At 41.3% G+C, this 24,006-nt stretch carries 12 protein-coding genes and 1 tRNA gene; 12 read left to right on the top strand and 1 reads right to left on the bottom strand.

The annotated features are described in order from the left end of the window. Window positions 1-92 precede the first annotated feature (92 nt). The 11 genes from Q1W14_RS10590 (at window position 93) to Q1W14_RS10540 (ending at window position 23,353) form a co-directional block, all read left to right on the top strand. Entirely contained in the window at window positions 93-3,533 is a 3,441-nt protein-coding gene (locus Q1W14_RS10590) for a glycoside hydrolase family 2 TIM barrel-domain containing protein (protein ID WP_300701374.1), read from the top strand. A gap of 18 nt (window positions 3,534-3,551) precedes the next feature. Continuing rightward, window positions 3,552-6,296 carry a beta-galactosidase gene (locus Q1W14_RS10585; protein ID WP_300701373.1) on the top strand — a complete coding sequence of 915 codons (2,745 nt, stop codon included), beginning with the start codon at window positions 3,552-3,554 and terminating at the stop codon, window positions 6,294-6,296. Window positions 6,297-6,300: 4 nt separating this feature from the next. Next, window positions 6,301-7,716: a sialate O-acetylesterase gene (locus tag Q1W14_RS10580; protein WP_300701372.1), complete on the top strand. Its 1,416-nt coding sequence runs from the start codon at window positions 6,301-6,303 to the stop codon at window positions 7,714-7,716. Between the two features lie 19 nt (window positions 7,717-7,735). Beyond that, complete coding sequence (locus Q1W14_RS10575) at window positions 7,736-9,271, top strand: right-handed parallel beta-helix repeat-containing protein (RefSeq protein ID WP_300701371.1); 1,536 nt, start codon at window positions 7,736-7,738, stop codon at window positions 9,269-9,271. A gap of 34 nt (window positions 9,272-9,305) precedes the next feature. Beyond that, complete coding sequence (locus Q1W14_RS10570; protein WP_300701370.1) at window positions 9,306-11,600, top strand: family 20 glycosylhydrolase; 2,295 nt, start codon at window positions 9,306-9,308, stop codon at window positions 11,598-11,600. Window positions 11,601-11,611: 11 nt separating this feature from the next. Further along, window positions 11,612-13,003: a right-handed parallel beta-helix repeat-containing protein gene (locus tag Q1W14_RS10565; RefSeq protein ID WP_300701369.1), complete on the top strand. Its 1,392-nt coding sequence runs from the start codon at window positions 11,612-11,614 to the stop codon at window positions 13,001-13,003. 5 nt (window positions 13,004-13,008) lie between these two features. Beyond that, window positions 13,009-15,411, top strand: a complete 2,403-nt coding sequence (locus tag Q1W14_RS10560) for a beta-galactosidase (RefSeq protein WP_300701368.1) — start codon at window positions 13,009-13,011, stop codon at window positions 15,409-15,411. Between the two features lie 15 nt (window positions 15,412-15,426). Continuing rightward, a complete protein-coding gene (locus tag Q1W14_RS10555; RefSeq protein ID WP_300701367.1) occupies window positions 15,427-17,241 on the top strand; it encodes a DUF5107 domain-containing protein in 1,815 nt (604 codons plus the stop codon). 18 nt (window positions 17,242-17,259) lie between these two features. Continuing rightward, complete coding sequence (locus Q1W14_RS10550) at window positions 17,260-18,696, top strand: hypothetical protein (RefSeq protein WP_300701366.1); 1,437 nt, start codon at window positions 17,260-17,262, stop codon at window positions 18,694-18,696. 325 nt (window positions 18,697-19,021) lie between these two features. Further along, a complete protein-coding gene (gene carB / locus Q1W14_RS10545) occupies window positions 19,022-22,243 on the top strand; it encodes a carbamoyl-phosphate synthase (glutamine-hydrolyzing) large subunit (RefSeq protein ID WP_300701365.1) in 3,222 nt (1,073 codons plus the stop codon). A 546-nt stretch (window positions 22,244-22,789) separates the two neighbouring features. After that, the gene (locus Q1W14_RS10540) at window positions 22,790-23,353 is read left to right on the top strand and encodes a sugar O-acetyltransferase (protein ID WP_300701364.1); all 564 of its coding nucleotides are present in this window, start codon (window positions 22,790-22,792) and stop codon (window positions 23,351-23,353) included. On the opposite strand, the gene Q1W14_RS10535 is transcribed toward Q1W14_RS10540, so the two are convergent. Next, on the bottom strand, window positions 23,348-23,707 hold the full coding sequence (locus Q1W14_RS10535; RefSeq protein WP_300701363.1) for a thiol-disulfide oxidoreductase DCC family protein: 360 nt from the start codon (window positions 23,705-23,707) through the stop codon (window positions 23,348-23,350). The two genes, Q1W14_RS10540 and Q1W14_RS10535, sit on opposite strands and share 6 nt — an antisense overlap. A gap of 222 nt (window positions 23,708-23,929) precedes the next feature. Here Q1W14_RS10535 and Q1W14_RS10530 point away from each other — a divergent pair. After that, window positions 23,930-24,004: transfer RNA gene (locus tag Q1W14_RS10530), tRNA-Val, on the top strand. The last annotated feature ends 2 nt before the right edge of the window (window positions 24,005-24,006 follow it).

The following is a 24,006-nucleotide window of genomic DNA, read 5'->3' as shown; positions in this document are numbered from 1 at the left end:
CGCTTTTTAGTGAATTTATAAAGAACTTATAATCAAATAGATACAAAACGATTAATTGTAGTCTTTTTTCTTAAAGAAAACTTGGAAGTTATATGAAGTTGAAAGCATTAATAAAACGATATATATTTGCCGTTGCAGGCTTGTTGGTTGTAACAGCATGTAACCCAAACACAGACTGTTTCGATCGTAAGGTCAACCTAGACCAAGATTGGAAATTCTATCGAGGCACGATGGAAGAAGTCTGGAAAGAGAATTTTGATGATTCGGCATGGCGTGTACTAGACGTGCCGCATGATTGGAGTGTAGAACCTTTGGCGCAATCAGACAGTATGTCTATCGGCCCTTTTTCCAAAGAGAGTGCCGGAGGCTTCGCTACCGGACAAACTGTAGGTGGTGAAGGTTGGTATAGAAAGACATTTGTCATCAGTAGTAAGGATGCCCACAAACTTCATTCACTCTATTTCGAAGGAGTGTATGCCCAATCCGAAGTGTGGGTTAACGGACAAAAAGTGAACTTTAATGCTTACGGTTACTCATCATTCAGGTGTGATATTACTCCTTATTGCCATCCGGCAGGCGAAACCAATACAATTGCCGTAAAAGTAGTTAATGAAGGGAAGAACTCACGATGGTATGCCGGATCCGGCATTTATCGCCATGTGTGGTTAATGAAAACAGATCCTGTGCATTTGGATGAATGGGCGGTAGCCGTGCGCACTACAGAACTTTCCGGAAACAAAGCAACGTTAGCAATAGATGCGGACGTTTTGAATGAACATGCGGAAAGTAAAGAAGTCATCATGACTATCACCCTAATTTCTTCCGAAGGCGAAGAGGTAGGTATAAAGGAGCAAGTAGTGAATATAGATGCAAAAAGTCTACAAGCAGTTTCCATCTCTATGCCTGTTGAGGATGCTAAGTTATGGTCGGTTGATACTCCTTATTTATACGAAGCGATAATTTGTATTCGTTCAGGGCAAGATGTATTAGACCGTATTTCTATTCCTTTTGGTATCCGTACCCTTTCCTTTAGTGCTAAAGAAGGATTTAAACTGAACGGTTTACCACTAAAGTTAAAGGGAGGATGCGTGCACCATGATAACGGATTGTTGGGTGCAGCTTCTCTGGACAGAGCGGAAGAACGTAAGGTTGAACTACTTAAAGCTAATGGATATAATGCCGTTCGATGTGCACACAATCCACCAGCGGAAGCTTTCCTTAGAGCCTGCGACGAACAAGGTATGCTGGTCATTGATGAGGCTTTTGATCATTGGCAAAAAGAAAAAAATCCGCAAGATTACCATCGTTTCTTTGACGAATGGAATGAAAAGGATATTTCTTCCATGGTATTGAGAGATCGGAATCATCCGTCTATCATTATGTGGAGTATAGGAAATGAAATACAGGAACGCTCAGATGATGCCGGCATAAAGATTGCAGAAAGGCTAAGGAATATCGTGAAAAAATTAGATCCTTCACGCCCCGTAACAGCAGCCATCAACGACTATTGGGATAATCCGCAGATGAAATGGAAAGAAGATGCCGCTAAAGCCATGCAACATCTCGATGTAACAGGTTACAACTATATGTGGTACGAATACGAGAACGATCATCAGAAAGACTCCACCCGCGTGATATACGGCAGTGAAACCGTGGCACAGGAAGCCGCTGTTAATTGGAATCTGGTAGAAAAGCATCCGTATATTATAGGTGATTTTGTCTGGACATCCCTTGATTACTTAGGTGAAGCAGGAATAGGACATACTATGGAACTGAATAAAGGCGAGAGGAATCCGCAATTCATGGGCTGGCCCTGGTACAATGCCTGGTGTGGAGACATTGATATTTGCGGTGAGAAGAAACCTCAATCCTATTACAGGGATATCATTTGGAAAGAACGGGAAATAGCCGTAGCCGTGCAACCCCTGCCTGCTCCTGGGAAAGTGGAAGATGTAAGTTATTGGGGCTGGAAGAATGAGCTTCTTAGCTGGAATTGGAAAGGTTTAGAAGGTAAACCCGTAAAAGTGAATGTCTACAGCCGTGCACCCCAAGTAAGACTTTATCTTAACGGAAAACTGCTAGATGAAAAGGATTCATCTCAGAAAGATTATACGGCTACATTCATCGTTAATTATCAATCGGGTGAGTTGAAAGCTGTTGCCACCTATGAAGGCATTGAGTCATCGTGTGCCATTCTGCAAACCACCGGTTCTCCTACACAAATACGCTTGGTGGCAGACCGTAAAGCGATCCGTACCGACCGGGACGACTTAGCTTATATAACTATTGAATTAGTAGATAAGGAAGGTAGAGTAGTGCCTGATGCCGACCAAAAGGTAACCTTAAAAGTTGAAGGAAACGGTGTGTTGCGTGGCTCGGGGAACGCTTGTCCTACGGATATGGAAAGTTTCCGGTCTGTGTCTCCCGCCACTTTTAGAGGAAAAGCTATGGCTATTTTACAGCCTGATGGTACTGCCGGTGAAATAACTTTGAAAGTTTCTGCTGAAGGCATGCAGGATGCGTCAATCACAATCAAAACAATAAATAAACTAAATCCTGTAAAACAAGGAAGTGGTATTGTAGTATCCGGTAGCTTATGGAAAGATACTAAAGGCAATCAAATAAATGCTCATGGAGGTGGTTTCCTCTTTCACAAAGGAACTTATTATTGGTATGGTGAATTGAAAGGAGATTCCACCTATTGCTTAGACTGGGTTAAGTCTTGGGAGTGCTGGCGGGCCGAAGCCGGAGGAGTATCTTGTTATTCCTCCAAGAACCTGACCGACTGGACATTTGAGGGCAAAGTACTGTCTACTGTAGACAATGACCCGAATTCTGATCTTCATCCTTCGCAGGTAATAGAACGTCCGAAAGTTATTTATAACGAGAAAACCGGTAAGTTTGTAATGTGGATGCATATTGAGAGCCCTGACTACGAAAAAGCTCATGCAGGAGTAGCTATCTCTGATTCCCCAACAGGAGCGTTCACATATTTGGGCTCTTTTAAACCGAACGGAGCAGATAGCCGAGACCAAACCATTTTTAAAGATGAAGATGGCAAAACCTATCATATCTGTTCATCAGAATGGAATAGAACATTATACATCAGTCTGCTGAGTGATGATTATACTAAACCGTCAGGGATTTATGTCCGTAGATTCATCGGACAGTCACGGGAAGCTCCTGCTGTATTCAAAAGAAACGGTCGCTACTATATGATTTCATCCGGTTGTAGCGGATGGGACCCTAATAAGGCTAAATGGGCTGTTGCTGATTCAATAATGGGAGTTTGGCAACTAAAAGATAATCCTTGTATGGGGCGTGAGGCTGATAAAACATTCTATGCTCAAAGTACCTATGTACTTCCTGTCGAAGGAAAGCCCGATCAATACATAGCTATGTTCGACCGATGGAACAAAACGGATTTAATTAATTCCCGGTATATATGGCTTCCGATTGAGTTTCATGGAGACCAACCACTCATTCGATGGGCGGATCAATGGAGTACAGAAAATATGGAAACGGTTTATTAATCCGATAATGTAATGAATATGAAAAAAATCAATTTATTCCTCATAGGACTTTGCATGTTTACGGTTTTGCCGGCACAAAAAGTCTATAAACTGGATGCCTCAAATGTAATGGAAACTCCATTATACGGACACTTCAAGATGGGAAATCCAGGTCCTAAAGACAAAGCGATTGAAATCAACAGTCTATATATGACTATCGGCGGAAAGCCTATGTTGCCTGTTATGGGAGAATTACATTTCTCCCGCATACGTAAGGATTTATGGGAGGACCGTATCTTGAAGATGAAAGCTTCCGGCATTAATGTAATTGCTACTTATCTGTTTTGGAACCATCATGAAGAGATTGAAGGGCAGTTTGACTGGGAACATGAGAAGGATTTACGCAGCTTTATCAAACTATGTGGTAAACATGGGTTACTTGTAGTGCCGAGATTGGGACCGTGGTCGCATGGAGAAGCACGCAATGGTGGAACTCCTGACTGGATATTGCAAAAGAAATATCTAAAAGACCGCTCCAATGATGTAGTTTATCAGAATTATGTTAAACGCTATTTTTCTCAGATTGCCAAACAACTGGAAGGGCTCTATTATAAAACAGGAGGAAATATCATTGGTATCCAATTGGAAAATGAATACTGGTATGGAAAAGCAGGCGAACCGCATATTCAATGGCTGAAAGATCTAGCTTTGGAGAATGGAATTGATGTTCCTATGTATACGGTTACAGGTTGGGGAGATGGCTCTGTGCCTCCTTTCGAAGTGATTCCTTTATGGGGTGGCTATGCGGATGCTCCGTGGGTAGAGCATGTCGGTAAAGAATATCAGCCGGGGAACTTTCTTTTCGATTCCTTCCGTGACAATAAGAATATCGGTAATGACCAGATAGATCATCAGGGCGTATATATGACGTACGAGAAGTATCCTTACTTTACCTGCGAAATGGGGGTAGGTGTACAAAATACATATCATAGAAGGCTTTGTATAGACCCCTTAGACGGATTGGGGATGATTATTGCTAAATTGGGTTCTGGTTCCAATTTACTGGGATATTATATCTATGCAGGTGCTACCCAGTTTACGGGCAAACTTTGGTCTACTGAAGAAGACCAGGTAAAAACCGGCTATTGGAGTCGCTTACCAGTAAAGTCCTATGACTTTCAGGCGGCTATTCGTGAATCGGGTGAAATAGCTGAGTCTTATAAGAAAGTGAAGAAACTGCATTATTTTGTCAATGAGTTTGAGAAAGACATCACTCCTATGATGCCTGTCATACCCAAATGGGAAGAAGACGGGTTGCAGGTTGCAGTACGTTCCAATAATGAATCGGGTTATTTGTTTGGTATCAACTACTCGCGTTATTATCCGAAGAAGGAACAAAAGAATGTGAAGTTTGAGGTTAATCTTCGTGATAAAGTCCTGCGCTTTCCCCGGAAGGGTATTGAAATGCAAGATAGCACAGTCTTTATCTGGCCTTTGAATGTAGAACTGGATGCCATGTGCATCAACTATGCTACGGCACAATTAATGGGAAGTGTGGATAACTGTTATCTGTTTTTCCAGAATAAGCAGGTTCCTGTAGAATTCTCTTTGGATAAAAAAACAGTGAAAAGCGTGGAGGCATCCCAGGCTAGAATAAAGGAAGAAAGTGACTGTTGGGTAATAGACGAACTGAACCCCGGAAAGGATTGCATTCTTAAAGTGCAGTTGCAGAATGGAAAAGAGAAATTTATCATAGTCCTGACAGAGAAGGAAGCGGATAATTGCTGGTTATTAGAGCAGAATGGAAAGAAACAATGCTACCTCTCGGAAGCAGGATTGTACAGTTCACTGGGAGATATCTATATGTTTTCTATCGATAAAAAAGTGACTTATTGCAAACTACAAGCTGGTATAACCCCCTCTTTCAAAGAAAAAGTAGCTGTATTCCATCAACCGGAAGTAGGTATTCGTGTTGAGCCTAAGGGTATATTAGAAGAAGCAAAGTGGTTGGAAACTGCTAACTTCAATAATATCGAACCTTATCAGCAGCGTTATCGCCGTTTCTTCTTCAAAGAGTTCAATCTGGATAATCCTTCAGGAATAAAGAAGGTTACTTTGTTGCTATATCCCGAATCGAAATGTACACTCAATCTAAATGATACTTGGGTCAATCAAGAAGTTAAACCCAACCAGTTGAACGAAATAGATCTTACCGGATATGCCAGTAAAGGCATTAACACACTATTCGCATCTTTTCCGTTTGTAGAAGGAAAGAAACAATTTGCAGCACGCGTAATTGTGGAATACTACAATTACGATAGGATAGACTTTAGTACGGATGACTCCTGGTTGACAACAGATTATTATTCTAATCCTTCACTTACACGAGAATTTCCGAGACCTGTAGCTCCGGTTATAGTTGAATTACCCACATTTGCCAAAGATCTCGCTTATGAGACTTTCAAAGAATGGAGTATACAAGTACCAACAGATGCATTGAGAGAATTGAATAATATCTATATGCGCATTAAATACTCCGGAGATAAAGCTGAACTATACAACGGTTATATGCTTTCGGATGATGATTACAACAGTCATGCCACTTGGACAGTGGGGTTGAACCGGCAAGAACATTCTGTAGAAGGGAAGAACCTCCAACTTGTGATTTACAAACTGGATAAGGATGAAAAGATATTCTTTGATTTACCAGATAATGGTAGCGACGAGAAAGCTGCTATAAAAAGTATCAAATTTAATTTTGAATGTAAACAAAAAATAGATTGATAAGATGAAAAGATTCAGTATACTACTATTTTTCCTAACTTTAGCCTTACCGGCTATTGAAGCTAAAAACCTAAAAGTTGCAGGTATTTTTGGAGATAATATGATTTTGCAGCAAAGAACCAAAACTCCTATATGGGGATGGGCGGATGTGGGAACTATAATCACTGTTACCTCCTCATGGAATAATAAAAGCTACTCCAGTAAAGCAGAAAAGGATGGTACATGGAAAATTATGGTTCAGACTCCGGAAGCAGGAGGTCCTTATACACTGGCCGTAGCAGATGAGAAGGTCATTACTTTCAATGATGTATATATAGGTGAAGTTTGGTTGGCAAGTGGACAATCTAATATGGCGATGGAGTTGAAAGATTGCTATGAATCGACTAAAGCTATCTTAGCTTCTAAGAAAAGTAATGTTCATTTTGTGAATGTTCCCCCCGTTGGAAGCTACAAACCACTTACTGATATTAAAACAGACTGGGTGGCTGCTACTCCCGGGAATGTAGGAAATTGCAGTGCGGTAGCTTGGTATTTTGCTCATTTCATTCAAAAGAACCTGGATATTCCTGTTGGTATTATTAATGCCAGTTTCGGTGGTTCCATTGTGGAAACTTGGATGAGTAGGGAGACTTGCTTCGCATTGGGCGGCATTTCGGTTCCTGACTTAGGTGACGGAACAACAGGATGGGCAGCCAATATTCCTACTACCATGTATAATGGAATGCTGAACCCTATTATTGGCTATGGCATACAAGGTTGTATTTGGTATCAGGGAGAATCGAATGTGTATAATGTTGCTCAATACTCGGATCGTCTCGTGGCTATGGTTGCAGAATGGAGGCAAAAATGGGGAAACGATTTTCCGTTCTATTTTACGCAGATAGCTCCTTTTGATTACACCACTTGGAATGTTCCCAGTGAAGTGGGTGAACATGTAGGTGCCTATCTACGCGATGAACAAAGAATTGCAGCAAATAAGATTAAGAACAGCGGTTTGTCTGTCATTCTGGATGTAGGAGAGGTAGAACAGATTCATCCTGTTCGTAAAGAGAAAGTAGGGGAGCGTTTAGGCTTGATGGCTTTGGCGGAAGTCTACAGGATAAAGGGCTTTGAATATAAAAGTCCGGCCTATGATAAAATGGAAGTGGATGGCGATAAGGTCGTGATTTATTTTAAGGATTTAGGCTTCGGGCTTACAAGCTATGGGAGAAAACTCATGTTGTTTGAAGTGGCTGATGATAGTCGTATCTTTCATCCGGCAGAAGCTTATGTAGATGAAGAAAGAGATGTCGTAGTAGTATATTCCAAATATGTGAGGAATCCTAAAGCAGTCAGGTATGCTTTCAAGAATTACGTGGAACCAGAGTTGTTCAGCCTTAGCGGGCTTCCAGTATCTTCTTTCCGTACCGATAATTGGTAATGTTAAACAGATATATAGAATGAATATGAAAAACATAAAGAAAATTTTCTGTGGAAGCTTAGTCCTGTTACTAGCTTCTTGTTCTCCGAAAGTAACTACCACAAACTATTATTTCGATCCGGTGAATGGAGATGACACTAATAAAGGTACTACTGTGCAGGCTCCCTTTAAGTCTTTGACTAAACTGAATCAATTGGTTCTTAAAGGTGGAGATAGTATCTTGCTGAAATCTGGTGCAATATTTGCGGAAAAGTTATTCCTTTCTTGTAGTGGAGAAGAAGACAGTCCTATTGTATTGGGTAAATATGGAGGTACGGATAAACCACATGTGAAAGGTAATGGCGTAGATACCGCTGCTGTTCATATCTTTAATTCCGAGAATTTGGTGATACGTGATATAGAGATCTCTAATAGAGGCAATGCTCCCAAAGCTGGTTTGTTCGGTCTGTGGGTGGAATTGGATAAGTTCGGCGAATCACACAATATGAGTATAAATAATCTATATATACACGATGTATATGGCAGCACCGTGATAGAAGAAGGGGGCGGCATGGGAATGTGTATTCAGAATGGCAGGGATAATGACAGCATCTTCAACCGATTTGTTGGTATGAACATAGAGAACTGCTATATAAAAGATTGCCAAAGAGACGGAATCAAGTTCAGGGGGTATTGGATCAGAAGTCAATGGAACCCGAATCTAAAGGTCGTTATTAGAAATAATGTATTAGACGGAGTACCGGGTGATGGTATTGTTCCGGTAGGCTGTGACGGTGCATTAGTGGAATACAATGTAATGAAGAATTGTCCAAGAACTCTACCCGAGTCAGAGGCTTGTGATGGTATTTGGCCTTGGTGCAGCGATAATACAATCGTGCAGTTTAATGTTGTTAGTGATCATAAGTCCATCATAGACGGCTATGCATATGATTCGGACTGGGGATGTAAGAATTCAGTCTTTCAATACAACCTGAGTTATAATAATGATGGTGGTTTTATGCTGGTAATCGGTACAGACGGCTGGCCGGAAGATTGGTGTTTAAATGGTAATATCGAAACTAAAGTACGTTACAATGTTAGTATCAATGACGGCTTACGAAACTATCTGACAAATGCCAGTCATGAGGATGCTTATTTTAGTCCTGTCATGCACTTCACCGGATATACGCAGAACACATTGGTAGAGAATAACCTGTTTTATCTCTTTCCCAAATCAGAGCCGCAGATAGACCGGACTTTATTCCATTTTACCAAGCATGATTCATCTTATGGTAAAGGTGATACCTTTAAGAATAACTATATCTATGCGCCCGAAGTAACTGTAGTGGTAAAAGAAGAGAAAGCTGTTGATAACCAATATTTAGGAAATGTTTATGTTGGAAGCTTACAAACGCCTGCTACCGGATTTAAGAAACATGAAGGTCCATTTAGCAAGTCATTATGGTATAATGCAGAAGATAAAAATTGGGACATCCTTCTTGACTTCCTGAAAGGTAAGACTGTACCAATCAATGGCAAAGAACTGAAGGTACTTGATGTTATCGGTGCGAATTAGAATAATTACCTAGAACTATTAATACACTTTAAGTATGAACTCATTCAGATTAACAATAGCTAATTTTATTTTACTGTTCTTACTGGCAGGCGCAGCCGCAAAGGGTGCTAATATTATTCCTCAACCGGCTTATGTACAGGAGAAACAGGGAACTTTTAATTTTGCTCATAAGGGAAATATCTTGTATTCAGGTAAACAGCAAGAGGTTAATAACATTATCAAGACTTTTATAGAACAAGTAAGTCAAGATTATGAATTGAATCTTCGAACTGATAAAAGTAATAAAGCCGATATCTTGTTGCAGGAAAAGAAATCGTTGGGTAAGGAAGCTTATGAACTTTCCGTTACTTCAGGTAGGATTACGATTAATGCTTCTACACCGGCAGGCTTTTTCTATGGCCTCCGTACTCTCAATCAATTAATTCTAAGCAATAGTAGTCATACTTCTATCCCTTGTATCCTCGTAAAAGATACACCTCGTTTTTCTTACCGTGGTTTTCTGATTGATGCGGGACGGTATTATCTGCCTCTGGCAGATGTGAAAAAGGCGATTGATCTGGCTGCGAACTATAAATTGAATCGCTTCCACTGGCATCTGACTGACGACCAAGGCTGGCGATTGGAAATAAAAAAATATCCGCGCCTGACTGAACAAGGTTCTACCCGACCTAATTCAGCTATCGGTACTTGGGATCAATATTATCCCCGCCATTATGATGGAAAAGAACATTCCGGTTATTATACGCAAGAAGAAATCCGTGACATTGTGAACTATGCTGTCGAAAGACAGATAACCATTGTTCCTGAAATAGAGATGCCGGGACATGCTTTGGCAGCTTTAAGTGCTTATCCTGAGTATGCATGCAGCTTTCATTCCGGTCTTGCTATGATGGCAGGAGCAGGAATCTCCGACCAAGTATATTGTCCCAAACCTCAAACTTTTCAGTTTATAAAAGACATTCTTACGGAAGTTGCAGACTTGTTTCCCGGAGAATATATCCATATTGGAGGTGATGAGTGTCCTAAGACCTCATGGGAAAAGTGCAATGATTGCCAAGCTTTGATTAAAAAGGAAAATCTGAAAGATGAATTTGAACTTCATGCTTACTTTATCCAGCAGGTTGAGAAAATAGCGGATGGATTGGGACGCAAACTTATCGGCTGGGATGAAGTTCTGGAAGGTGCTCTTCCTCTGAAAGCTACTGTTATGTCATGGAGAGGTGAAGCGGGAGGTATAAAAGCTGCCCAATTAGGCAACGACGTGATTATGACTCCTAATACTTATTGCTATTTGGACTATTATCAGGAAAACCCGGAGTTTGCACCATTGACTATTGGTGGTTTCGTCTCTTTGGAACGAGCATACGATTATGAACCTATTCCTACAGCACTTACTGTAGATGAAGCTAAATGTATTACCGGAATCCAGGGAAATATCTGGGGAGAATATGTGGCTACTATTGAGAAATTTGAATATATGGCTTTCCCCCGTTTGCTTGCTCTTGCTGAAGTAGCTTGGAGTCAACCGGAAAATAAGGACCGTGAACGCTTTATCGCCAACCTAAAGAAAGAATTTTCTTTCTTCCAAAAGAGGAATGTCAATACATGTCGCGAATATTTCAGACCTCGTATTCAAAGTGGATGGAACAACGAAAACGGGAAGTTTGCCATTACTCTTGAAACGATATGTCCTGATGCAGATATCCGCTATACATTAGATGGGGCAGAACCAACTTCTGAATCAAAAGTTTATAAGGAACCTATTTATCTGTCAAGTAACACTTGTGTAAAAGCAATTGTGACGGATAAGGACAAACAGGTATTGGAAACACCAACAGTCAAGAATTTCAGGATAAACAAGGCTACCGGATGTAGCTATACACTTTCTACCGATACTTGGAGTTTGGACTGGTATGATGTGAAACCGGCTTTGTTTACTGATGGCGTTCAGGGATTCATCCCATCAAATAGCGAATGGGCTGCTATAGTTTCCGGTGTGGAGATTGTTATTGATTTAAAGAAGAACACAACGGTATCCGGTGTTGGCTTTGGTACGATGATAGCTCCTATCAACAGTGTACTGCCGGCCAAGTCGATGGAATGTTATCTTTCAGCGGATGGTAAGGAATACCAACCGATTGGGCAGAGTACTTTCTCGTATCCTATCTATAAAGGAATGAAGGAAATTTATCATAACTATGTAAATACGAATGGAAAAGAAGGACGTTATCTGAAACTCGTGATTAATGGACAAACGGAATTACCGGCAGATTATCCTTATCCAAATGGTTCGGCTTCAATTGCACTGGATGAAATAGAAGTCTATTAAAACAAAGAATTATGCACAAACATTTAGTACTATCTATATTATTAGCTTGCTTAGCAAGTTGGGCCAATGGAGCACGGAATTTTTATGTGAACTCCTTTAGTGGCAGTAAAGTTGCGAATGGTAGCATAGAGTCTCCTTTCAAAAGCTTGGATGATTTGAAACAGATTGATTTCAAGCCGGGTGATTGTATTCACTTGGCAGGAAATCAGATATTGACTGGTTCCATCAACATCAAGAATGTGATGGCTACACGAGAAACCCCATTTGTCATTACCTCTTACGGAACTGGTACTGCACATATTTATTCAGGTCACACATCTGCAATTAAGATTGAAGCTTGTGAAAATATCCATGTGCAAAATGTAGTTGTAAAAGGTTCAGGACGCAAGAAGGGGAATGTTGGAACAGGTGTTGAAGTCATAAACTCAAGATTTATAGAAATTGATAAGATAGAAGCTTCGGGTTTTCAGATAAATGGTATTGGCATTATCGGTGGTGGGGATGTACGCATCACTCATTCATACGTACACGATAACGGTTCTAATGGAATCGAAGTAACGGGCGAATGGGGTAAGAAGTCGGTACACAATGTTTATATAGGTCATTGTGTTGCTGAGAATAATGTAGGTAATCCTACTAATTTAGAGAATCATAGCGGAAGCGGGATACTGGTGGGACATGCCACTAATGCTACGGTTGAATATTGCGAAGCCATGGGCAATGGATGGGATATGCCAAGATCGGGTAATGGACCGGTAGGTATTTGGGGATATGAGGCCGACCGACTAACTATTCAGTATTGCTATTCTCACGATAACAAGACTTCTCCCGAAGGCTTGGATGGTGGCGGGTTTGATTTTGATGGGGGTATTACCAATTCAATCATGCAATACAACCTGGCAATGAATAATGAAGGGGCTGGGTATGGTTTGTTTCAATTTGGCGGAGCAACCGAATGGAGCAATAATATCATGCGTCACAATGTAAGCATCAATGATGGTATAAAGAACTCCCAAGCAGGAATTTATGTGTGGTGTGATCCGTATAATAAGAATATACCACTCTGTAATACAAAAGTCTATGAAAACCTGATTATCAGTAACCAAGGTCATTCCATATCATTTAATACCGGATTTTCTTCCGGACTGGAATTTTCAAACAATACATTTGTATTGACCAATGAAGGAATGGAACACTTACATGGGGATGAGACAAAAGGAATGGCAATTTATAAGGGAAATCAATTTTGGGCAGAAGTGGCAGAACAACAAGGAAAGCCCCAACCCAAAGTAGTAGAAGACGTAACTGCAACTTATGCGAAAGTGAATTATACTCTTCCCCAAAGGATTGATGTACTTCAACTGAAAGACATAATAACCGAGTTATTGACTCAAAAGAAGTAAGGCTTATGTGTAAAAGAACTCTTTTGCTCTCCATGTTATTTGCCAGTATAGGCGGACTTTATACCCAGGCAAATGCACAAGCATCTTACGAAATAAATCTGAATGTTGCAGACAAAAAGATAGAGACGGGCTATCTGACATTAGGTGGCATGGCTCCCAATGGTGGCTCCATAGCAGTAAATAGCTATTATGTCGAACTGGATAATTGTCCCTTTATTCCCATAATGGGTGAAATGCACTATACTCGTATTCCGAACGAACAATGGGAAGAACAAATTTTGAAAGCCAAGTCGGGAGGAATCAATGTCATTTGTACGTATGTCTTCTGGAATATGCACGAGGAGGTAGAGGGAGTCTTTGACTGGGATGGCGATAAAGATCTTCGTCGATTTATTTTGCTTTGCCAGAAGCATAACATGAAGACCATCGTCCGCTTGGGTCCTTTTTGTCATGGAGAAATAAGAAATGGCGGAATACCTGATTGGATTTACGGACGTCCCTTTCTGATTCGAACCAACGACCGCGAATATTTAAAGTATGTAGACAGACTCTATGCAGCTATTGCTGCTCAATTAAAGGGACTGTATTATAAAGATGGCGGTGGCATTATCGGCGTACAACTAGAAAATGAACTTCAGCATTCGGCTGCTCCGTGGGGTATCCGCTATCCAGATCAACCGATAGATTATACCGTAGCAGACTATGATGTACAGAATACCAAATTTGGCGTATCCGTGCAAGAACAGGATATTCAAAGCCCTGAAGCAGGTAACCAACACATGAAAACCTTAAAAGAAATAGCCACATCTCATGGAATAGAAGTACCTCTATACACGGCCACCGGCTGGGGGAATGCAGCTATCATACCGCAAGAAGTGATTCCTGTAACAGCTGCCTACACATATCCTACTTGGGCGGAGATAACTACTTCGCCATTTTATCTATTCAAGGATATTCATACTACTCCCGACTATTCTCCGGTGCGTTACGAAGGACATCGCTATCCATCATTCTGCGCAGAGATGGGAGTTGGTATTCAGATGACTTATGGTCGGAGACCTCGTATTCCTGCCGAAGCGGGAGAGGGGCTAATGATACGTTCGTTGGGTAGTGGCGCCAACGGAATAGGCTATTATATGTATCATGGTGGAATTACTCCCCAAGGAAAATGTGGATTCTTGAGTGACGAAGCTTCAGGTGTACCTAAAATGTCTTATGATTTTCAAGCCCCTATTGGTGAGTTTGGACATACACGCGACTCTTATCGTGCTCTACGCATCGTGCATAACTTTGTAAATGATTTCGGGCATCTATTGGCTCCTATGGGAGTGGTGCTGCCGGAACAATATGACACTATCATGCCCGCAAATACTCATACACTCAGATATGCAGTACGCAAGAAAGGAGATTCAGGCTTTATCATCTTGACGAATTTTCAGGATCATTCTGATCGTAAAGCTTTGACTGGAGTCGATCTTACGCTGAATTTGTCAGATGAGGCTATTCGTTTTCCGCAACAAGGAACAATGACAATAGAGAAAGATGTAAGTGCTATTCTTCCTTTCAACATGGATTTGGACGGTATACTTTTGAAGTCGGCAACTGTGCAACCTCTTGCTAAGATCACTCAAAAAGGAATAACCCATTATTTCTTCTTCGCACCCGATGGCTTGAAGCCGGAGTATATTTTCGACAAAAAGACATTGAAAGGCGGGATTAAAAAACTGGTACCAACTCCAGGACTTGAGAGTACAGTGAAATTACAATCCGTAGCCGAGAATGAGATACTAATCACAACTTTAACAAGAACACAGGCTTTGAATGCTTGCAAAGTGAGTACCGGAACAGAAGAGAAGTTGTTGATAACTTCTGCTGATATACTGCAAGAGAATACAGAAGTTAGGTTGCAATCTATCGACTCTCAAATACAAGTAGTGATATTTCCAGCCAGCCCTGTTGCTTCGAAAACATCTTTGCGGTCTAACAAACAAAAATATTTTAGTAGAATATCATTCACTCCCAAAGAAATAACTATCACTCCCGATATTTACACTGCTAGTGATAGACGTTTTCAAATCAACTTATCCAAAGACTCTTTTAAGGATGTGAGCGACTTAATTCTTTCTATTGATTATGTAGGAGATACCGGAGCAGCATTTATCAATGGGAAAATGATAACGGATAATTTTTATAACGGGACTCCGTGGAAAATAGGTTTAAAGCGTTATGCCGATGCAATCCAAAAGGATGGTATTTATTTCTACCTACAACAATTGTACGGCAATGCCACTTATTTGCAGGATCTGCCGGAAGATGTCAAACTTGATTTTTCAAAAGGTGGTATATGCCGGCTGAATGGAATACAGATTATTCCCGAATACTTTGTGACCTTTACTATTGGAAACTAAAAAAAAGAACAGATTATGAAACAGACTAAGTTTTACCTTAAAGTAATAAGTGTGATAGTAGGAATAGGCATTTCAACCGTTACTTGCTTTGCGCAAGAATCAGCTTCGGTGATATGCAAGGAGTACAACGAGATAGTTCTTACTCATGTACTGACGCCAACAGGACCTGTGCCTACAGCAATGGATGCTGATGCAGTTTATCCCTATCCCAGTTATAGTGAAACCTCTAATCGTCCTGTTCCCAAAGCATACCGTTTGGTATCACTGGAGAATGATGCGATGAAAGTCATAATCTGCCCTGATTTGTGTGGTAAGGTCATGTCAATAATACACAAAAAGAGCGGAAAAGAAGTATTGTACAATCCTCAAGTCATCAGGCATACCCGTATCTTACCCCGTTTCTATTTCGTGGCAGGAGGAATCGAAGTAAGTTTCCCAATATCTCATACTCCTACCCAAAATGAACCGGTTCGCTATCAGATAGACCGAACTGCTGAACGGGTTTATGTGACTTGTGGCGAAAGAGAGTTGCACTATGGTATGCAGTTCTCCGTAGAATATTCTTTGGGTTCGAAAGACGAGTTCCTTACACAACGCGTCAGAATGCACAATCCCGGTACACAAGCTTATCCTTGGATGTCATGGACCAATGCGGCTATACCTTGTATGCCCGATACTGAATATAGTTTTCCACAAGGAGAAGTACTGGTACATGCCTCTGCCTTAGACACTATAAACTGGAAAAAACAAGGGCCTAAAATAGAAAAGGATATTACGGAAATGACCGGCTACTTTTGGAAGACAAAAGATATAAATGCTTTTGGTGCCTATACTCCATCATTGGGATACGGGCTTTATCACATTGCAGAAGAACAAAGTGCACCCGGTATTAAGTTGTGGAGCTATGGAGTAAAAGAGGACAAAGAATGGTCGCTATTAAGTACAAATAAAAGGCAGACTTATGCTGAATTGCAGGGAGGTCCTATTAGTGATCAATCTATCAAACTGGAACTGCAACCCGGAGAGTACAGGGAACATACTGAATTCTGGATTCCGGCTGACAAGCGCCTGGATATTTATCAGCTTACTGTTCCTCAGGTTTCCTTGCGTCCTATAACGGAAGTTCCTCTTTTCGGCTGGGCTAGAGTCGATGAAGTTAAGACTTGGATTAGTTTGCTGAACGCCTTTGAATATGGAACAGAATTACCACAGATAAATCCGATAGCCACCACTTGGGCTCCTTCGGGTATGAAAAACTTGGATGATGCTTTTCAATGGGCTATTCTTAAATCTGGTAAAGAACAACAGACTTACTGGAAATACTATTATGGTGCTTGGCTGGCAGGTCGCGAAAGATTACAAGAGGCTATCAACTGTCTGCAAGGTGTAAATTTTGGATTAGCGCAAGCTCTATTAGCCCGATTGTACGAATCAAATAAGGAACTAGAAAAAGCAGAAGCTGCCTACGACGCGATACAGGAAGAATGGGTAGCCTTACATCCACAAGTCGTAATCCCCCGTGATAAATTACTGCGTCGACTTGGTAACCGGACTCTCACCAAGCGTGAAGCCTGGCTTGACAAGTTGAATGCTTCATCCGATGAATGGATTGCAGAAAGACACGTGCAACTGCTCATAGACAAGAAGCAATATAAAGCTGCTAAAGAGCTACTGCTTTCTACTAAATTTCAGAAAGTACATCAGACATACACCCGTACAGATATGTGGAGGCAAATTAGCAAAGCTCTAGGAGAACCGTCAAAGGCTATTCCCGCTAGCTTAGGTGAAGACCGTTTAGCACGCTTTGGTGCATATAGAGAATTTGAATAACCCATCATTACTACAATCATGAAAAATATAATATCAATCACTATCATTTTCACTATACTTCTATTCGCCAGTTGTGGGCAGAAATCCAATGATGCTGTATGTATTGCCGTCTATCCGGACAGTATTGTTAGCGACGTTTCCAATCATCCGGTAGGTATCAACCTGAATTTCATTATGGATGGAGGACGCTTTCCAAATCCTCAAACCAGTGTGGCGGGAGCCATTACAAAGATGGGAACCAAATATCTCCGTTATCCGGGCGGTGAAAAGTCCGATTTATACCTTTTCAGCATCCCTCCTTATGATGAATCGCATGTCACCACAGCACGAACCATTGGATTGGAAGACTATCCCGGAATATTCAACAATGGAGAATTGGTTTACGACCCATTGGACTTCGATGAATTCATGCAAATTTGCCAAGTTGCCGGTGCAGAGCCCATATTAGTTGTTGCCGCCGATAATTATTTGCGTATACCAGGAAAAGGGGAAAGAGTATCCAGTCGACAGGAACTTATCAATCATGCCACCGAATGGGTAAGGTATGCCAATATTAAGAAGAAATATAATGTACGCTATTGGATGATAGGTAACGAAAGCTGGAATAGCAACAATGTAAACTCTACCGTGGATATTTATGCCCGTGATGTTATAGACTTTTCAAAGGCGATGAAAGCCGTGGATCCCTCTATCTTAATTATTCCCAACGGCGATAGTGATGAATTCTTTAAAACCGTCATAACTACCGCCGGAGATCACATTGATCGTTTATGCGTAAGTAATTATGGTGTATTCAACTTCAGCGCCGGATACGAAAGCTATAAAGATACCACTCGTTGCCTAATATGGCCTGCACAAACAGCTCTTAATGCCATGAACCAATATGCCACGCCGCAACAACTTGACAGATGGAAACTGATAGTGGCTGAATATGGAACCATAGACTGGGCTCAACTTTGGCAAGGTACCAACGATATGGGACATGCAATTGTCAATTTTGACATGACAGGGCAACTACTAATGCAACCGCAAATAGAGTTCTCTTGTTTTTGGAATACCCGCTGGTTGAATAATGAGAACCAACCTCAAACAGACCATGATGCCATTGATCCAAACGGCAACATCAATCCTACCGGTTACTCCTTATTAATATGGAATCGTTTTATAGGGGATAAAATGATAAAATCCGAGTCTAAAGGATATATCATATCCTATGCCAGCTATTCCCCAAAGAAAAATCAGCTATTTGTTTATCTTATTAATAAAGGTGATAAACCGGAGAATGTACATATCGCCATTTCCGATATAAAGGAAGCAAAAGTAGTTCAGTGCTGGGAATACTTTGGTAAGGATGATAAAGATATTGCTCCTGTGTGGCAACAAAAAAAGGAATTGCCAGAAAAAAATATCACCTTGAAGAAATTTTCGATTACTGTGGTAGAGTATAATTTATAAAGCTACTATCGTAAAAGGGATGTTTGTAGGATTCATTGAGCGCGTATTAATCTACAGTTGATAGAAAAAACCTTTTCAGATTATTTGCTCATTTCATAAATAAGTCGTTACTTTGCACAAATTTTAAAGTAGCAATGACAAGACAGGATATGAGAAGCAAATACTACCTCCATTCGAATGAATATCATTCGGGAGCTGTTGGTTTCTCTTTCTTCGATAATGATATTTTAGTTCTTTGGTAATGCGTTAATCCTTTCAAAGGGTAACGCATTTTTTTTGTGCCGTATAATAGAACGATGAAACTTATAGATAACTACATAGAGAAATGGAAAAGAATTTAAAGAAAGTACTCGTTTTGGGCTCTGGAGCGCTCAAAATCGGTCAGGCCGGTGAATTTGACTATTCAGGTTCACAAGCATTGAAAGCTTTGCACGAAGAAGGTATTAGTTCGGTATTGGTAAATCCGAACATCGCTACTATCCAGACATCGGAAGGTATTGCTGATAAAGTTTATTTTTTGCCGGTTACTCCTTACTTCGTTGAGGAGATCATCAAGAAAGAACAACCCGATGGTATTTTGTTAGCTTTTGGTGGACAAACTGCATTGAACTGCGGTGCCGAACTATATACAGCAGGCACATTGGCAAAATATGGCGTGCGCGTACTGGGTACTTCTGTAGAGGCTATCATGTACACAGAAGACCGCGACTTGTTCGTGAAGAAACTTGATGAAATAGAAATGAAGACTCCCGTCAGCCAGGCTGTAGAAAGCATGGAAGACGCACTTGCTGCTGCTCGCAAGATTGGTTATCCGGTTATGGTACGCTCGGCATACGCATTGGGCGGTCTGGGTAGCGGTATCTGCGCTGACGAAGAAGAATTCTTGAAACTGGCCGAAAGCTCTTTCGCTTTCTCCAAGCAGATTCTTGTAGAAGAATCCTTGAAAGGCTGGAAAGAAATGGAGTTTGAAGTAATCCGTGATGCTAACAATCACTGCTTCACCGTAGCAAGTATGGAAAACTTCGACCCGCTGGGTATTCATACCGGTGAGTCTATCGTAGTAGCTCCTACTTGTTCTTTGAACGACGAACAAGTGAAGATGTTGCAGGAACTTTCTGTTAAATGTATCCGTCACTTAGGCATTGTAGGTGAATGTAACATTCAATATGCATTCAACGCTGATACGAACGATTACCGTGTAATTGAAGTAAACGCTCGTTTGTCCCGTTCTTCCGCACTGGCATCTAAGGCTACTGGTTATCCGTTGGCATTTGTTGCCGCTAAGATTGCATTGGGCTATACGCTCGATCAGATTGGCGAAATGGGTACTCCCAATTCAGCTTACGCAGCTCCTCAACTAGACTATTTGATTTGTAAGATTCCTCGTTGGGACTTGACGAAATTCGTAGGTGTCAGCCGCGAAATCGGTTCAAGCATGAAGTCGGTAGGTGAAATCATGTCTATCGGTCGCTCTTTCGAGGAAATCATCCAGAAAGGTTTGCGTATGATTGGACAAGGCATGCACGGCTTTGTAGGCAACGATGATATTGACTTTGAGGACTTGGATTACGAACTGTCTCATCCTACCGACTTACGCGTTTTCGCTATCGCAGCTGCTTTGGAGAAAGGCTATACTATCGACCGCATCTTCGAACTGACAAAGATCGATCCTTGGTTCCTTGGCAAACTGAAGAACATTGTAGATTATAAGAATAAGCTTTCTGCGTATAATAAGGTCGAAGATATTCCTGCTGACGTGTTGCGTGAAGCAAAAGTACTCGGTTTCTCTGACTTCCAGATTGCCCGCTTTGTGCTGAACCCGGAAGGAAACATGGAGAAGGAAAACCTTGCCGTACGTGCCCGTCGTAAAGAACTGGGCATCTTGCCGGCAGTGAAGCGCATTAATACAATTGCTTCCGAACATCCTGAACTGACTAACTACCTTTACATGACGTATGCCACTCAAGGTTACGATGTAAACTACTATAAGAACGAAAAGTCAGTGGTTGTACTCGGTTCGGGTGCTTACCGCATCGGTTCATCAGTAGAGTTTGACTGGTGCTCGGTGAATGCCATCGTGACTGCTCGCAAACTGGGTTACAAATCCATCATGATTAACTATAACCCTGAAACCGTTTCTACGGACTACGATATGTGCGACCGTTTGTACTTCGACGAACTTTCTTTTGAACGTGTACTCGACGTTATTGACCTGGAACAACCTCGTGGTGTTATCGTATCAGTAGGCGGACAGATTCCTAACAACCTGGCAATGAAACTTCATCGTCAGTCAGTTCCTGTTCTGGGAACTTCTCCTATCTCTATCGACCGTGCCGAGAGCCGCAACAAGTTCTCTGCAATGCTCGACCAACTGGGTATCGACCAGCCGGCTTGGCAGGAACTTACCAGTCTGGAAGACGTAAAAGGCTTCGTAGAGAAAGTAGGTTATCCGGTATTGGTTCGTCCGTCTTACGTACTCTCGGGTGCAGCAATGAACGTTTGCTATGACGAAGAAGAATTGGAGAACTTCTTGAAGATGGCTGCCGATGTATCAAAAGAATTCCCGGTAGTAGTGTCTCAGTTCCTTGAAAACACCAAAGAAATCGAGTTCGACGCAGTAGCTCAGAACGGTGAAGTGGTAGAATATGCTATCTCTGAACACGTTGAGTTTGCCGGTGTACACTCCGGTGACGCTACGTTGGTATTCCCTGCTCAGAAGATTTACTTTGCAACAGCTCGCCGCATCAAGAAGATCAGCCGTCAGATTGCAAAGGAACTCAATATCTCTGGTCCGTTCAATATCCAGTTCTTGGCTCGCAACAACGAAGTGAAGGTTATCGAGTGTAACCTGCGTGCTTCTCGTAGCTTCCCGTTTGTATCTAAGGTGTTGAAGCGCAACTTTATCGAAACAGCTACCCGCATCATGCTCGATGCTCCTTACACACGACCGGACAAGTCGGCATTCGACATTGACTGGATTGGTGTAAAAGCTTCTCAGTTCTCTTTCTCTCGTTTGCACAAGGCAGACCCGGTGTTGGGTGTAGACATGTCCTCTACCGGTGAAGTAGGTTGTATCGGTGATGACTTCTCCGAAGCATTGTTGAATGCAATGATTGCTACCGGTTTCCAAGTTCCTGAAAAGGGTGTAATGTTCTCTTCGGGTGCCATGAAGTCAAAGGTAGATTTGCTCGATGCAAGCCGCATGCTCTTCAATAAGGGTTACAAAATTTATGCTACAGCAGGTACCGCTGCATTCCTCAATGCACACGGTGTAGATACCGAGGCTGTCTACTGGCCCGATGAACGTGCTGATGCCGAGAACAATGTTATGAAAATGATCGCCGACCACAAGTTCGATTTGATCGTGAATATTCCGAAGAACCACACGAAACGTGAATTGACCAATGGTTACAAGATTCGTCGTGGCGCTATCGACCACAATATTCCGTTGATTACGAATGCTCGTCTGGCAGGAGCTTTCATTGAAGCCTTCTGTGAATTGAAGCAGGAAGATATTCAGATTAAAAGCTGGCAAGAATATAAATAAGCCGGTTGATATAATATTGTAATAAGGAGGGTGCTGAATAGCACCCTTTTTTGGTTTTATCAAGAAGGAGTGAGATTGTAACATGAATGTAATGGTATATGATTTATTAGCATTTTGATATGTTATCGGACAGGTGAGCTTGAACTCATTGATGGGAGCAATATAAAACATGTTGGGTATTAAAAGAAAATATCCTCAATTCTTATTGTAAACTTACTTTGCATAAAGATAAAACTTGCCTTTGTTATAGATAAAACTATAACCGAAGCTTTTGGTTATAAAACCGAAGGCTTCGGTTATATAGCCAGAAGCTCTGATTATATAATCAAAGCTTCTGGTTAAAGTTAATAATATGGGTAAAGCAACTTTTGTCTCTATACAAAGCAACTTTTCTCTTAACCTCAAGCGGATTTTATATTAATATCCCTCCATACGCCATGTTTTGATGTATCAGCCACAGTCGGTATAGAAGCTGAAGTATGGCATTTGATATTGGGCTGTTTTGTTTTTTATCTGTATATTTGCCACAAAGCAAAACCATACACTATGACTGAAGTAGAAAAAATGCGGAGTTCACAATTGGCAGATATGTCTGTTCCGGAGTTACAAGTAAAGTTTGAACATGCCAAAAAGTTATTGGCAAAGATGCGAATGTTGAGTACTTATGATGAGGGCTACCGCGAGTTGTTGGAAGATTTGGTACCAGGTATTCCTGCTACTTCCATTATTTGTCCGCCATTTCATTGCGACCATGGAGATGGCATCCGTTTGGGGGAGAATGTATTTGTAAATGCGAATTGTACTTTCTTAGATGGAGGATATATCACTATTGGGGCTCATACGTTGGTAGGGCCATGTGTGCAGATTTATACTCCTCACCATCCTGTGGACTATGTGGAGCGCCGAACCCCCAAAGAATATGCCTATCCGGTAACGATAGGGGAGGATTGCTGGATTGGTGGCGGAGCAATCATTTGCCCTGGAGTAACGATTGGAGATCGTTGCATTATTGGTGCAGGAAGCGTAGTCACCAAGGATATTCCTTCCGATTGCGTAGCTGTAGGTAATCCTGCGAAAGTTATTCGTAAGCAAACCCCTACAGATTTATAAAGTGCATTCATTCTTTTTTCCGAATAACCTGTATCTGTTTCGTGAAAGAAGCGAATAAAAAGCGTCTCTCATTTGAACGGGTAGATAAATGAATGGATAGAAGCATTTCCAAATGCCACCTAAATCTTTAAGGATATAGAGGATCGCAGTTGATCGTTTCAAACAATGATCGTTTCGAATATAAAATAGGGTAGTAGCCTGCTCTTGTGTAGCATTATATTTTTGTAACAGCGCTTTTCCTGTTTCCGACTGTATGGCGATAAACCGGAAAAGTGCTTTTTTGTCTCTCTTACTGATGAAGGAAATCGTGTTGCTGCAAAGATTGCATGCTCCATCAAACAGAATTATATTCATTTTCACTTTTTGTTGTTTGGGACCTGACTGGTATCTTAATAAGTAAATAACAATTAGCAGTAGTATTTGCTTAATTCCTTCAAAAAAATATTCTTTGATAAATTGCTGAAACTCAACGAGGATGTACTTTTATGTATATTTTCCTTAGAAAATAATTAATCAAAGTTTTGGTAGTCTCGAAAAAACACGTACCTTTGCATCGCTTTTGAAACGAAAGTGTACGGGCGTTTAGCTCAGCTGGTTCAGAGCATCTGCCTTACAAGCAGAGGGTCGGCGGTTCGAATCCGTCAACGCCCACA

It is taken from the genome of Bacteroides sp. (assembly GCF_030151085.1).
Lineage (GTDB): Bacteria > Bacteroidota > Bacteroidia > Bacteroidales > Bacteroidaceae > Bacteroides.
Note: the sequence above shows the minus strand (reverse complement) of the source record. Positions and strands in the feature narration are given on the sequence as shown.